This is a genomic window from Microbacterium sp. MYb64, from assembly GCF_002979495.1.
In the GTDB taxonomy this organism is placed as follows: domain Bacteria; phylum Actinomycetota; class Actinomycetes; order Actinomycetales; family Microbacteriaceae; genus Microbacterium; species Microbacterium azadirachtae_A.
Window position 1 is genome coordinate 210,450 of the sequence record NZ_PCOW01000003.1, and the last position, 12,551, is coordinate 223,000.

The 12,551-nt window shown below is 69.5% G+C and carries 13 protein-coding genes; 10 read left to right on the top strand and 3 right to left on the bottom strand.

What is annotated here, in order from left to right; genetic code table 11:
- The first annotated feature begins 1 nt into the window (after position 1).
- From ndk to CQ044_RS04915, 3 genes are all read left to right on the top strand, one after another.
- A complete protein-coding gene (ndk, locus tag CQ044_RS04905) occupies positions 2-418 on the top strand; it encodes a nucleoside-diphosphate kinase (RefSeq protein ID WP_045272553.1) in 417 nt (138 codons plus the stop codon).
- Positions 419-537: 119 nt separating this feature from the next.
- Positions 538-2,076 carry an APC family permease gene (locus CQ044_RS04910; RefSeq protein WP_105687259.1) on the top strand — a complete coding sequence of 513 codons (1,539 nt, stop codon included), beginning with the start codon at positions 538-540 and terminating at the stop codon, positions 2,074-2,076.
- Positions 2,077-2,102: 26 nt separating this feature from the next.
- Positions 2,103-3,428 carry an NAD(P)/FAD-dependent oxidoreductase gene (locus CQ044_RS04915; RefSeq protein ID WP_181158183.1) on the top strand — a complete coding sequence of 442 codons (1,326 nt, stop codon included), beginning with the start codon at positions 2,103-2,105 and terminating at the stop codon, positions 3,426-3,428.
- Between the two features lie 29 nt (positions 3,429-3,457).
- Here the strand turns inward: CQ044_RS04915 and CQ044_RS04920 are convergent, their stop codons facing one another.
- A complete protein-coding gene (locus CQ044_RS04920; protein WP_105687261.1) occupies positions 3,458-4,072 on the bottom strand; it encodes a vitamin K epoxide reductase family protein in 615 nt (204 codons plus the stop codon).
- A gap of 261 nt (positions 4,073-4,333) precedes the next feature.
- On the opposite strand from CQ044_RS04920, the gene CQ044_RS04925 reads away from it, so the two are divergent.
- The gene (locus CQ044_RS04925; RefSeq protein ID WP_105687263.1) at positions 4,334-6,682 is read left to right on the top strand and encodes an Rne/Rng family ribonuclease; all 2,349 of its coding nucleotides are present in this window, start codon (positions 4,334-4,336) and stop codon (positions 6,680-6,682) included.
- Between the two features lie 34 nt (positions 6,683-6,716).
- Here CQ044_RS04925 and CQ044_RS04930 read toward each other — a convergent pair whose 3' ends face one another.
- Both CQ044_RS04930 and CQ044_RS04935 read right to left on the bottom strand, forming a co-directional pair.
- Positions 6,717-7,340, bottom strand: a complete 624-nt coding sequence (locus tag CQ044_RS04930; RefSeq protein WP_045272556.1) for a TMEM175 family protein — start codon at positions 7,338-7,340, stop codon at positions 6,717-6,719.
- Positions 7,337-7,636, bottom strand: a complete 300-nt coding sequence (locus CQ044_RS04935; protein WP_045272557.1) for a DUF4031 domain-containing protein — start codon at positions 7,634-7,636, stop codon at positions 7,337-7,339. The genes CQ044_RS04930 and CQ044_RS04935 overlap by 4 nt, the downstream gene beginning before the upstream one ends.
- 270 nt (positions 7,637-7,906) lie before the next feature.
- On the opposite strand from CQ044_RS04935, the gene rplU reads away from it, so the two are divergent.
- The 6 genes from rplU to CQ044_RS04965 all read left to right on the top strand — a co-directional run bounded on the left by rplU (position 7,907) and on the right by CQ044_RS04965 (position 12,548).
- Complete coding sequence (rplU, locus tag CQ044_RS04940) at positions 7,907-8,215, top strand: 50S ribosomal protein L21 (protein ID WP_045272558.1); 309 nt, start codon at positions 7,907-7,909, stop codon at positions 8,213-8,215.
- Between the two features lie 20 nt (positions 8,216-8,235).
- Positions 8,236-8,493: a 50S ribosomal protein L27 gene (rpmA, locus tag CQ044_RS04945; RefSeq protein WP_045272559.1), complete on the top strand. Its 258-nt coding sequence runs from the start codon at positions 8,236-8,238 to the stop codon at positions 8,491-8,493.
- 117 nt (positions 8,494-8,610) lie between these two features.
- A complete protein-coding gene (obgE, locus tag CQ044_RS04950) occupies positions 8,611-10,140 on the top strand; it encodes a GTPase ObgE (RefSeq protein WP_105687265.1) in 1,530 nt (509 codons plus the stop codon).
- A complete protein-coding gene (gene proB / locus CQ044_RS04955; RefSeq protein WP_105687266.1) occupies positions 10,137-10,919 on the top strand; it encodes a glutamate 5-kinase in 783 nt (260 codons plus the stop codon). Before obgE ends, proB begins: the two co-directional genes overlap by 4 nt.
- Before the next feature lie 48 nt (positions 10,920-10,967).
- Positions 10,968-12,272, top strand: a complete 1,305-nt coding sequence (locus CQ044_RS04960) for a glutamate-5-semialdehyde dehydrogenase (RefSeq protein WP_105687268.1) — start codon at positions 10,968-10,970, stop codon at positions 12,270-12,272.
- 48 nt (positions 12,273-12,320) lie between these two features.
- Positions 12,321-12,548 (top strand): hypothetical protein, encoded by a 228-nt coding sequence (locus CQ044_RS04965; protein ID WP_045272563.1) that lies wholly within the window; start codon positions 12,321-12,323, stop codon positions 12,546-12,548.
- The last annotated feature ends 3 nt before the right edge of the window (positions 12,549-12,551 follow it).

Genomic DNA, 12,551 nt, shown 5'->3' on the forward strand with positions numbered 1-12,551 from the left:
CATGCCCACCGAAGAGACCCTCGTCCTGGTCAAGCCCGACGGCGTCGCGCGCGGCCTGACCGGCGCGATCCTGGCCCGCATCGAGGCCAAGGGATACGCCCTCGTCGACATCCGCCTCGTCGACCCCGACCGCGACCTCCTCGCCGCGCACTACGCGGAGCACGAGGGCAAGCCGTTCTACGAGCCGCTGCTCGAGTTCATGCTCTCCGGCCCGTCCGTGGCGATCCGCCTGGCAGGCAACCGCGTCATCGAGGGCTTCCGCTCGCTGGCCGGCACCACCGACCCGACCACCGCCGCCCCCGGCACGATCCGCGGCGACTTCGGCCGCGACTGGGGTCTGAAGGTGCAGCAGAACCTGGTGCACGGCTCCGACTCGCCCGAGTCCGCCGCGCGCGAGCTCGGCATCTGGTTCGGCTGAGCATCCGAGCGCATCGAGGCCCGGTGCTTCCGTGACGAAGCGCAGGGCCTCGATGCGCGCGCAGAGAGGGACGGCCTGCGCCTTGTGCGGCCGAGCGGATTGGTCCTACTGTCACTTGCATGTCGACGACGCCGATCCATTTGGGAAATCCTGAGGGAAAAGGACTGGCAGCAGGAACGCTGGGGTTGTGGGGATCGACCGTTATCGGTTTGGCGTCCACGGCACCGGTGTATTCGCTGGTCGCGTCACTGGGCTGGGTGGTGATCGCCGTCGGAGCGCAGGCTCCGATCGCGTTCATCCTTGCGTTCGTGCCCATGCTGCTGATCGCTTTCGCCTATCGCGAGTTGAACAACGCGGTTCCGGATTGTGGCACGACCTTCACCTGGGGAACGAAGGCGTTCGGGCCCGTCGTCGGGTGGATGGGAGGGTGGGGCGTCGCGGTCGCCGGGATGGTGGTGCTCGCGAACCTCGCGCAGATCGCCTCCGTCTACTTCTGGTCCCTGTTGGGACAGGACGTGACCAACAACGACCTGAGGGTCATCCTCGTCGCCGTGCTGTTCATCGCCGCGATGACGTGGGTCAGTTGGCGCGGCGTCGAGATCGGCGAACGTCTCCAGAACGTCCTCCTCGGCGTCCAGTATCTGGCGCTCGCCGTTTTCCTGATCGCGGCCGTCTGGCAGTTCGCTACGGGCTCTGCACCAGGTGCGACGCCGTTCTCCTGGGAGTGGCTGAACCCGTTCGCGTTCACCTCCTGGTCCGGATTCACGCAGGCGATCCTGCTCGCGCTCTTCATCTATTGGGGCTGGGACACCTGCCTCGCGTTGAACGAGGAGACGAAGGATCCGAAGCGGATCCCCGGTCGTGCGGCACTGCTGACCACGGTGATCCTGCTCGTCACCTACGTGTCGGTGACGATCGCGGCGATGATGTACGCCGGACTGGGGGCCAAGGGAACAGGATTGGGGAACGAGGCCAACGCCGACAACTTCTTCCTCGCGATCAAGGACGGCCTGCTGGGTCCGTTCGGCTGGGTGCTCGTCGTCGCGGTCATCATCTCCGCGATCTCCTCGACGCAGACGACGATCCTGCCGACCGCGCGAGGCACGCTCGCGATGGGTGTCTACCGTGCACTGCCGGCCAAGTTCAAGGACGTGCATCCCGTCTACAAGACCCCGTCTTTCTCGACGCTCGTCATGGGGGTGGTGGCGGTCGCGTACTACGTGGGAATGACGCTGATCAGCGACAATATCCTGCAGGACTCGATCCTGTCGCTCGGTCTCGCTATCGCCTTCTACTACGCCATCACCGGATTCGCGTGCGTGTGGTATTTCCGGGAGGAGCTGACCCACTCCGTCCGGGACTTCTTCTTCAAGGGCCTCTTCCCGCTCCTGGGTGGCATCATGCTCACTGCCGCATTCGTGCAGTCGGCCGTGGACATGTGGCAGCCCGACTACGGCAACACCGTGATCTGGGGCATCGGCGGAACGTTCGTCGTGGGCATCGGTTCCCTGGGGATCGGACTGGTTCTGATGTTGCTCTGGTATCTCTTCCCGAGATCCAAGAGATTCTTCCGCGGAGAGAGCCTCAACAGGGAGACCGAGGTCATGGTGCCCGAGGATCCGGCCGACTTCCCGCGTTCCATCGACGGAGGCCTGTGACCTCCGAAAAGGAAAGAGGAGTTGTCGTGACGGAGCGGTGCGATGTCATCGTCGTCGGCGCTGGTGTAGCGGGACTGACGGCGGCCCGGCTCCTCGCCCTGGCAGGGAAAGCGGTGATCGTTCTCGAAGCGCGCGATCGCGTCGGCGGGCGTGTGCGAACCGACCGCGCGGGGTCGCCGACCGATCTCGGCGCATCGTGGATCCACGGGATCGATGGCAGTCCGGTCGCGGATGCGGCCGCCGCCTTCGGCATGCGCACGCAGGAGTTCACCGTTGGCGGCTACCAGCCGGACAGCCGGCCGATCGCCTATTACGGACCGGACGGGCATCGTCTGTCGGTGGAGGCGACCGCCGCTTTCGTCGCGGATATCCATCTGGTGGATCACGTTCTCGCAGATGCGATCTCGGGCTCGGCACCGGACGCCTCCTATCGCGACGTCACCGAAGCGGCGCTGGATGCGCAAGGGTGGGATCAGGAACGCACGCAACGGGTCCGCGAGTACCTCGCTCATCGGTCGGAAGAGCAGTACGGCGCGATCATCGAGGAGCTCGCGGCGCACGGTCTCGACGACGACTCGATAGAAGGCGACGAGGTCGTCTTCCCCGACGGGTACGACGTGCTGCCCGCGCGGCTGGCCGAGGGCCTCGATGTCCGCATGAACCACGTGGTGACCGAGATCGTCTGGTCGGACGCCGTTCGGGTCACGAGCAGCCAGCGGGACTTCGTCGCGCACGACGCCGTCATCACGCTGCCCGTCGGTGTGCTCCGCAGCGGGACCGTGACGATCACGCCCCCGCTGCCGCCGGTCAACCGCGATGCCCTGAGCCGGCTCCGGATGAACGCGTTCGAGAAGGTCTTCCTCAGGTTCCCGGTCAGGTTCTGGGACGACGACGTGTACGCGATCCGGCAGCAGGGCTCTGCCGGCGACTGGTGGCATTGCTGGTACGACCTCACCGCGCTGCACGGCGAGCCGACGCTGTTGACCTTTGCCGCGGGGCGCGCGGCCCACGCCACGCGGACGTGGGATGACGACCGGGTCGTCGAGTCCGTCATGGCGCAACTGCGTCGCCTCTATGGCGATCGTGCCGTCGGCCCGACGCGGGCGGACCGCACCGCGTGGCAAGACGATCCTTACTCACGGGGAGCCTATGCCTACATGGCCGTCGGATCGACGACGTCCGACCATGACCACCTCGCCACACCGATCGGCGGGAGGCTGCACATCGCCGGCGAAGCGACCTGGACCGACGACCCCGCCACCGTCAACGCCGCCATGCTCTCCGGTCACCGCGCCGCCGAGCGCATCCTTCAAGGGACTGTCGGCATCGAGAAGCTCTGGACGAGGGGCTGAGGTCCGCGTCGGGATCCCGAAGCCCGAGGTCAGCCGCGGAACAGGCGGACGACCTCGCCGACCAGGTCCACGCCGGCGGACTGCGCCAGCAGGATGACGATCACGAACGCGAGGATCGAGGCGAGCGGGACCCAGGCGCCGAGCCGCTTCGCACGCTCCTGCGCGCTGCGGCTGATCGGGAAGGTCCCGTTGGCGAAGAGCTGGAGCACCGTCGCCAGGAACGTCGGGATCACCACGATGTAGGTCAGTCCGCACCACGGGCACAGGGTGTGCAGGGCGAAGAAGCTCTGGCCGATCAGCCAGCAGATGAACACGAACGCGCCCGTGATGCCGAGGCCGAAGAGCCCCCAGAACCAGCGCGGGAAGCGAGCGCCGGCGAGGATCGCGACCCCGACCACGAGCGGGGCCATCCATCCGGTGAGGCCGATGAGGGGGTTCGGGAAGCCGAACACGGAGCCCTGCCACGAATCGAGGTTCGCGCCGCACTGCACGAAGGCGCTGATATCGCACCCCAGGGCGGCCTTGGGATTGGCTGCGGTGGCGAACTTGTCGAGGGTGAGCTGGAAGGCGGCCCACCACCCCACGACGCTCGCGATGATGAGCCAGATGGCGTAGCCGACGGGACGGGTGCGCTGTGCGGACATGCCGCGATTATGGCAGTCGCGCTTCTGTGCGACGTGCATGCGGCGCTCCGCTTCGCGTCGAGTCGGGCATCTTGCCCTGATGGTGCGATAATGGACGGGTCGAACCACCATGATGGCGGTCGGCGGATACAGACTTCGGGGGCCCCGGCCCCCAGCGATCAGAGCACATGCCGATCGCAGACCGATTGAGTTCGCGGCGCCGAGTGCGCCGCACGAGAGAATTCACGACGGCCGGGCCGTCGTGCAGGGAGTACGCCAGAGATGGCCGACGAGAACAATGACAACGCCCCCACCCTCGATCTCGACGCGCTGCAGGCGCCGGTAGCTCCCGAGCCCGCAGAGCCGGCGGCCGCGCCGACGGACGAGGACTCCGCTCCCGCCGAGGTCGCGGACGCCGACGCATCCGCCGACGCCGAGAGCGTCGCGGAGCCCGAGGCTGAGACCGAGCCCGAGGCCCCGACCGAGGCGTCCGCTGAGGCCGAGCCTGCTGCCGCAGAGCCCGAGCCGGCCCCTGCAGTCGAGCCCGATCCCGCCCCCCAGGCGGAGCCGGAGGCTGCGACCGCCGTGAGCCTCGGTCTGCTGCCGGAGATCTTCGTCTCGCGCGTCTCGACGCAGCTGCACTTCCACGCTCCCGCGTTCGTGCCGTTCCCGGTCCGCACGCGCGACAGCGGTCAGGACGGCGAGGACAACCGTCGCACCCGCGGGCGTGGCGGCGACAGCGAGCAGCCGCGCCAGCGCCAGCGCGTCGTCGAGTACATCACCGAGCCGAAGGCGATCAAGGGTTCCACCCGGCTCGAGGCCAAGAAGCAGCGCCGCCGCGACGGCCGTGACGCCGGCCGACGTCGCCCCGTGGTGACCGAGGCCGAGTTCCTCGCCCGCCGCGAGGCCGTCGACCGCGAGATGATCGTGCGATCCAAGAACGGGCGCACCCAGATCGCCGTGCTCGAGGACAACGTGCTCGTCGAGCACTACGTCGCCCGCAACCAGGACGCCTCGCTCATCGGCAACGTGTACCTGGGGCGCGTGCAGAACGTCCTGCCCAGCATGGAGGCCGCGTTCGTCGACATCGGCCGCGGCCGCAACGCCGTGCTGTACTCCGGCGAGGTGGACTGGGACGGCGTCGAGACCGGCAACCAGCCGCGTCGCATCGAGCTCGCCCTCAAGGCGGGCGACCGGGTGCTCGTGCAGGTCACGAAGGATCCGGTGGGCCACAAGGGCGCCCGCCTCACCAGCCAGATCTCGCTGCCAGGCCGCTACCTCGTGTACGTGCCCAACGGATCCATGAACGGCATCTCCCGCAAGCTGCCCGACACCGAGCGCGCGCGCCTCAAGCGCATCCTCAAGGAGGTGCTCCCCGAGTCCAGCGGCGTGATCGTGCGCACGGCGGCCGAGGGCGCGACCGAGGAGCAGCTGACCAACGACGTGCAGCGCCTCACCGCGCAGTGGAGCTACATCCAGAAGCAGGTCGAGAGCCAGCAGGCGCCTGCGCTGCTGCACGCCGAGCCCGACCTGCTCGTCAAGATCGTGCGCGACGTCTTCAACGAGGACTTCACCCGGATGCGGATCCAGGGCGCCGACGCCGGCCACACCATCCGCACCTACCTCGAGGGCGTCGCCCCCGACCTGCTGGACCGGGTCGAGGCGTACGAGGACGTCCGCGATCCGTTCGACGTGTTCCGCGTGACCGAGCAGATCGAGAAGGCGCTGGACCGCAAGGTCTGGCTGCCCTCCGGCGGATCGCTCGTGATCGACCGCACCGAGGCGATGACCGTGGTCGACGTCAACACCGGCAAGTTCGTCGGCTCGGGGGGAAACCTCGAGGAGACCGTCACCAAGAACAACCTCGAGGCCGCGGAGGAGATCGTCCGCCAGCTGCGTCTGCGCGACATCGGCGGCATCATCGTCGTCGACTTCATCGACATGGTGCTCGAGTCCAACCGCGATCTCGTGCTGCGCCGTCTCGTCGAGTGCCTGAGCCGCGACCGCACCAAGCACCAGGTCGCCGAGGTCACCTCGCTCGGCCTCGTGCAGATGACCCGCAAGAAGCTCGGCCTGGGCCTGCTGGAGACCTTCAGCGAGCCCTGCGAGGTGTGCGCGGGCCGCGGTGTGATCGTGCACCACGACCCGGTCGTGAAGCACCGTGCGGCCGCGCCTCAGCAGAGCTCCAACCGTCGTCAGCGCGGTGGGAACGGCTCCGCGAACGCCGGCGCGCCTGCTCCGGCACCGGCTGCGGCGCCGGCGAACGGCGGTACGCACGTCATTCCCGAGGGCGCCAAGTCCGCCCTCGCCCAGATCGCCGCGTCCAGCCGCGCCGCGGGGGAGACGCCGACGGCAGCCGGCGAGACTCCGGTCGAGCCCGCCGCGGAGGCTCCGTCCGAGCGTGCGGGGCAGGAGCGCGCCAAGAAGCCGCGCAAGAAGCGCGGCTCCGACCGCGGCAAGGCGCCCAAGACGGAGGCGGAGCAGCTGCTCGACTCCGTGCTGGACGCGCTTCCCGAGCCGAAGGCGCCCGGACAGGGCCGCAACCGTCGCCGGGTGACCACCGCCGCGTTGTCCGCGGGCACCGCGATCGTGCACACGACCGAGGCCGCGCCGCAGGCGGACCAGGGCTGACAGCCCCGCAAGACCACGTCAGGAGGGCTCGGCGCTACGGCGCCGGGTCCTCCTCGCCGTTCCCCGCCGGGACCGCGCCGTGGTGCGCGCGCAGGTAGCGCTCGACGCGCCGGTCCGGTGCGAGCCAGATCACGGCCACGATCACGAACGGCACCAGACCCAGCCACGGCACCACGAACGACAGCGCAAGACCCGAGAGGTACAGCACGACGGACGCGATCCCCTTCACGTCGCGCCCGAACGCCTCGCGGAACCTCTCGCCGCCGGGCTGCCGCGCGATGGTCCGCTGCAGGATCGTGTAGGCGAGGGCGGCGCCGAGCAGATTCAGTCCGTAGACGATCGTCGGCACCTGGGCGACGCGGGTCTCGGTCAGCCACGCGGTGGTGAACGGGTAGAGCGAGAGCCAGAGCAGCAGGTGCAGGTTGGCCCAGAGCACGGTGCCGTTCACGGCGGGGCGCAGCTGGAACAGGTGGTGGTGGTTGCTCCAGTAGATCCCGACGTACACGAAGCTGAGCAGATAGGTGAGCAGCCCCAGTCCCGAAGTGTGCACGAGGTCGGTCCAGGTCGACCCCTTCGGCACGGCGAGTCCGAGCACCATCACCGTGATGATGATCGCGAGGACGCCGTCGCTGAACGCCTCCAGCCTGCTCGAGGTCATCGCGGGAGCCTCGTGTCGTGGTCGTGTCCTTCGGTGCGGTCGCGGGCCGGGACGCGGAGGCCTGATGCGATCAGCCGGCGGGTGAGCTCCTTGCCGCCCACGTGCTCGGCGCCGCCCGCGACGAGCCGGTCCAGCGCGTCGGCGGGGACGTCGTAGTGGTCCAGGTCGAACGCCCGGCGGGGGATGTCGTGGCGTGCGGCGAAGGCATGCAGCTCGGCGACGCTGGCGTCGCTCACGAGGTGCGCCCAGAGGCGGCCGTGCGCGGGCCAGATCGCGTCGTCCACGAGGATCGCCATTCCGCGATCCTAGACGCGGGGAGAGGCGTGGAGGCCGATCCGCCCCGCGATCGGATCCGGGATCCCGACACGGCGGCGCTCGCTTTGCGAGGGGACGCCGCATCCGGTAAAGTAGCTCCTTGGTGCACCGCGCCGGACGCCCCACTCGGCCGCCGCGGGATCATGCAACTCGCGCCCGCCACTGCGGATCCCTCTGCTGTGGCGCGATGCAAGCACAGTCTTCCCGTGAGATTACGGAGCGGTTCCGCTCCCCAACGAAACAGGTATGAAGTGGTTTACGCAGTAGTGCGCGCCGGTGGACGCCAGGAGAAGGTCGAGGTCGGCACGATCGTTCAGCTCGACCGCCTGAAGGCGGCCCAGGGCGACAAGGTCGAGCTCGCCGCGGTGCTCCTCGTCGACGGTGACAAGATCACCACCGACGCCGACAAGCTCGCGAAGGTCAAGGTCACCGCCGAGGTCGTCAGCCACCTCCGCGGCCCGAAGATCGTCATCCAGAAGTTCAAGAACAAGACCGGTTACAAGAAGCGCCAGGGTCACCGTCAGGACCTCACGCGCCTCAAGATCACCGGCATCAAGTAAGCACGAAGAGGAGCTGAGAAATGGCACACAAAAAGGGTGCGAGCTCGACCCGCAACGGTCGTGACTCCAACGCACAGCGACTCGGCGTGAAGCGCTTCGGCGGCCAGGCCGTCAACGCCGGCGAGATCCTCGTCCGTCAGCGCGGCACGCACTTCCACCCCGGCGTCAACGTCGGCCGTGGTGGCGACGACACGCTTTTCGCCCTCGCCGCCGGTGCGGTCGAGTTCGGCGCGAAGGGCGGCCGCAAGGTCGTCAACATCGTCGCGGCTGCCGAGTAAGGCTTCCACAGGCCCAGCCTCGGCTGGGCACTGTTCGGGAACGGGGCGGGCTTCGGCTCGCCCCGTTTCCATATTTCCGGGCACGTCCCTTCCCGCCCCCAATCCAGGAGGATCCGCATGGTCACGTTCGTCGACAGGGTGACGCTGCACCTGCGCGCGGGCAAGGGCGGCAACGGCTGCGTGTCCGTGCACCGCGAGAAGTTCAAGCCCCTCGGCGGCCCGGACGGCGGCAAGGGCGGTGACGGCGGCGACATCGTGCTCGTCGCCGACCCGCAGACCGGCACGCTGCTGTCGTATCACCACTCGCCGCACCGCACGTCGCAGAACGGCGGATTCGGCATGGGCGATCACCGCTCCGGCTACGACGGCGAGGACCTCGAGCTGCTCGTGCCGGTGGGCACGGTCGTCAAGACACCGGACGGCGAGATCCTCACCGACATGGTCATCCCGGGGGAGCGCTATGTGGTCGCCGCGGGCGGACACGGCGGCCTCGGCAACGCCTCGCTCGCGACGCCGAAGCGCAAGGCGCCCGGTTTCGCGCTGCTGGGAACGCCCGGCTTCGAGGGCGACGTCGTGCTCGAGCTCAAGACCGTCGCCGATGTGGCGCTGGTCGGGTACCCATCCGCCGGCAAGTCGAGCCTGATCGCGGCGATCTCCGCCGCACGGCCGAAGATCGCGGACTACCCGTTCACCACGCTGCATCCGAACCTCGGCGTCGTGCAGGCCGGAGAGTCGCGCTACACCGTCGCCGACGTCCCCGGCCTCGTCGAGGGCGCGAGCGAGGGCCGCGGCCTCGGCCTGCAGTTCCTGCGGCACGTGGAGCGGTGCTCGGCCCTCCTGCACGTGCTCGACTGCGCCACGCTCGAGCCCGGCCGCGATCCGCTCAGCGACCTCGACGTGATCCTCGCCGAGCTCGCCGCCTACGAGGTGCCCGAGGGACAGGTCCCGCTGCTCGAGCGCCCGCAGGTGATCGCGCTCAACAAGATCGACGTGCCGGAGGCCCGTGAGCTCGCCGACTTCGTGCGTCCCGAGCTCGAGGAGCGCGGCTTCCGCGTGTTCGAGATCTCCACCGTGTCGCACGAGGGGCTGCGGCCGCTGACCTTCGCCCTCGGCGAGATCGTCGACGAGCACCGCGCCGAGCTGGCTGCGGCCGCCGCCGCGCCCAAGGAGCGCGTCGTCATCCGACCGCGCGGCTCGAAGCGCGAGTTCGAGATCCGCGTCGAGGGCGGCAGCTACGGCAACGTGTACCGGATCCTCGGCGACAAGCCGGTGCGCTGGGTGCAGCAGACCGACTTCCAGAACGAGGAGGCCGTGGGCTACCTCGCCGACCGGCTCGAGAAGCTCGGCGTCGAGGACGAGCTCTTCCGCCTGGGCGCCGAGCGCGGATCCACCGTCGTGATCGGCCCCGGAGAGAGCATCGTGTTCGACTGGGAGCCGCAGATGTCGTCGGCCGCAGAGCTCATCACCTCGCCGCGCGGTCTGGACTCGCGCTTCGACCCGAACACCCGCCGCACCACGAACGAGCGCCGCGAGCGGTACCACGAGCGCATGGATGCGAAGGCGGCCGCCCGGGCCGAGCTCGAGGAGCAGCGCCTCGCCCGAGGCGCCGCAGCGGGGGAGGACTCCGGCATCGAGGACGTCGAGTGACGGCGCTGACCCGGGCGGATCTGCCGACGGCGGCGCGGATCGTCGTCAAGGTCGGATCCTCCTCGATCAGCGGTGAGGCGGCCTGGCGGATCCCAGTGCTCGTGGAGGCGCTCGCAGAGGCGCACGCGCGCGGCACCGAGATCGTCCTGGTGTCCTCCGGTGCGATCGCGACGGGGATCCCGTTCCTGCAGCTCGACGCCAGGCCGACCGACCTGGCCACGCAGCAGGCTGCGGCCGCCGTCGGGCAGAACGTGCTCATCTACCGCTACCAGGAGGCCCTGCACCCGCACGGCATCGTGGCGGGTCAGGTGCTGCTGACCACCGGCGACCTCGAGCATCCGACATCGCGCAGCAATGCGCGCCGTGCCATGGAGCGCCTGCTCGGCCTGCGCGTGCTGCCGATCGTGAACGAGAACGACACCGTCGCCACGCAGGAGATCCGCTTCGGCGACAACGACCGGCTCGGCGCACTCGTGGCGCAGCTGACCGGGGCCGATGCGCTCGTGCTCCTCAGCGATGTGGAGTCGCTCTACACCAGGCCGCCATCCGACCCGAGCGCCGAACCGCTCGACATCGTCGCGGCGGGCGCGGACCTTTCCGGACTCGAGTTCGGCGCGACCGTCGTGAACAGCGTCGGCACCGGCGGGGCGGCGACCAAGGTCTCCGCCGCCCGCCTGGCCGCCGCGAGCGGCATCGGCGTGCTGGTGACCAGCGCTGATCTGGTCGCAGAGGCGCTCTCCGGCGCCGAGATCGGCACCTGGTTCGAGCCCGCGGTCTGATTCCGTCATCCGGGCCTGCGGGGTGCGGCGCATGGGTACACTGACCGCATGTCCACCGTGATCGCCGACTTCGCCGTGCCCGCAGACGCCTCCGCGCAGGACGGGACGGAATCGCCCGAGACGCGGATGCGCGCCGCCAAGGAGGCGTCCCGCGAGGTCGCGCGACTCACGAGCGCAGGCAAGGCGGCCGCCCTGCACGCGATCGCCGACGCGCTCACGGCGTCGTCGGCCGACATCATCGCCGCCAACGCGCTCGACCTCGCGCGCGGCGCGGAGGACGGCATCGGCGACGGGCTCCTCGACCGGCTCCGCCTGGACGAGAAGCGGATCGATGCGCTCGCGGCGGCCGTGCGCGAGGTCGCAGCCCTGCCGGATCCCGTCGGCCGCGTCGTCGGCGGGCATCGCATGCCCAACGGCGTCGCCCTCGAGCAGGTTCGAGTGCCCTTCGGCGTGGTCGGCGCGATCTACGAGGCCCGCCCCAACGTCACGGTCGACATCGCCGCGCTCGCGCTGCGCTCCGGCAACGCGGCCGTGCTGCGCGGGGGCAGCGCCGCCAAGGAGAGCAACACCGTGCTCGTGCGCGTCATGCGCGACGCCCTCGCCGCGGCAGGGGTGACCCCAGAGGCGATCCAGACCGTGGACGACTTCGGCCGCGCCGGCGCCACGGCGATGATGCACGCCCGCGGTCTCATCGACGTGCTCGTGCCGCGCGGCAGTGCAGGGCTCATCGAGACCGTCGTGACCGAATCCACGGTCCCCGTGATCGAGACGGGGGCCGGCGTGGTGCACATCGTGCTGGACGAGACCGCTCCGCTGGACTGGGCACGCGACATCGTCGTGAACGCCAAAGTGCAGCGCCCCAGCGTGTGCAACGCGGTGGAGACCGTCCTGGTGCTCCGCGCCGCCGCCGACCGGCTCGTGCCCGAGGTCGCGGAGGCGCTGATCGCGCAGGGCGTCACGATCCACGGCGACGAGGACGTCCGCCGGCTCGTGCCCGCGGCGGTCCCGACGACCGACGAGGACTGGGACACCGAACACATGAGCCTCGACCTGTCGATGCGCGTGGTGGACGATCTCGACGGCGCTCTCGCGCACATCCGGCAGTACAGCACGGGGCACACCGAGTCGATCATCAGCACGGACGCCCTCGCGATCGAGCGCTTCCTGGCCGAGGTCGACTCGGCCGTGGTGATGGCGAACGCGTCGACGCGGTTCACGGACGGGGGCGAGTTCGGCTTCGGCGCCGAGGTGGGCATCTCCACGCAGAAGCTGCACGCCAGAGGCCCGATGGGTCTCGCCGAGCTGACCAGCACCAAGTGGCTCGCGCGCGGAGCGGGGCAGACGCGCGGCTGAGGGCTAGACTGAGGAGCTGAGATCCACCCTGATCACTCTGGAGAATCGATGAACCTCGTCGCACAGCTCGTGCAGACCGCCGCAGAGACCACCGAGCACCACGGCAACGTGGCGCTGGAGACCCTTCCGTTCGGTCTGATCGCCGCCGGCGTGTTCGCGCTGCTCGGCCTGGTCGCGCTCTCCTACCGCAACGTCGCCAACCGCCACGACCGCAAGGCTCAGGCGTGGGCGGCGGAGCACGGTCACGAAGGACACGGGGCCGGTCACGGTCACTGAGCT